This is a genomic window from Arthrobacter sp. Cza30, assembly GCF_059090765.1.
Genome location: NZ_JBNHGA010000023.1, coordinates 1 through 1,093, shown reverse-complemented (window position 1 = coordinate 1,093; position 1,093 = coordinate 1). Strand labels below are relative to the sequence as shown.

Annotated in this window: 1 rRNA gene; it reads left to right on the top strand. The window is 70.2% G+C overall.

Features of this window, described 5'->3' with window-relative positions:
• Positions 1–84, top strand: a 5S ribosomal RNA gene (rrf, locus tag AC5RVZ_RS32195); the annotation flags it as partial.
• Positions 85–1,093: the final 1,009 nt, after the last annotated feature.

Below are 1,093 nucleotides of genomic sequence, written 5' to 3'. Positions count from 1 at the left end.
CCCATTCCGAACCCGGAAGCTAAGGCCCACAGCGCCGATGGTACTGCACTCGGGAGGGTGTGGGAGAGTAGGTCGCCGCCGGACATTCTTTGAACACGGAGAAGGCCCCGCCAATGATGGCGGGGCCTTCCCGCGTTTAACCACCAACCACCCCCACCAACCACCTCAACCGGTGCGGCTTATGCCGGCTGCGGCGGCCCCTCCACGTCCCGCGCGCTCCTGAATGCCTGGCCGTCGGTGTCCGGCCGTCGCACGAAGCCGCGTCCCTGAGTGACCGGCCGTGGTTGTCCGGCCATCGCGCGAAGCCGCTTCCCCGGGTGGGTGTCCGGTGGTGGTGTCCTGGTGAGGCCGTGGGCGTGCCTTGGGGGAGCTCGCACCGGCCCCGGTGGAGTCGGTCGTGGGCGCAACCTGCACAGGCTCCACCCGGTGCGCGGCGGGGGCGGGAGCGGCCTGGAGCGCCGGCGCCCCGGGGTGCCAGGAGGCGCCCGGCGCCCCGGCACCAGGAGCTGCCCGGGCGCCGGGGCGCCTGGGGGTTCCCGACCTGCGGCAGGGCATGCCGGGGCAGGGGAGTCCCGAGGCGGCGGGCTGCCGACCCAAGACCGCGGTCGGGGCCGGAGGCCGGTGCCGGCCTTCGGGCTGCTGCCGGTGGGGATTTTGTGAGCGGCTGCACAAGCGGCCCGGGGGCGGCAGCTGCGGGGATCGCCCGGCCGGCAGCCGGGCCGCGTGGGTGTCGGATCCGCTCAACGGCGCGGTTTTCGGGGCGCCGGCGTGGTCCCGCTAGGGGTGTCCGGGCGGTGCATCGGGGTGATTTGCGGGCCGGGCGGAAGGCGTGTATTGTTTTCTGAGTCGCTGCTGCTGAAGCAGAACGAACGGCGGCCAAAACCCCTTCAAAATACACCAGGATCTGGTGCGTTAGACGCGCCCCTGGAGTGGTTGGAGGATCGGGATTCGAACCTGAATCTGCCGGGAACGGCGATTTGCAAAGGTCGCGAAGACCGGGTAAGTTAGAAAAGTTGCTCCGGAGCGATGGAGGGCCTGAGAGGGTCGTCCTGGTGCCGGGTGCTCCTGTTGTTTGAGAACTCAATAGTGTGCC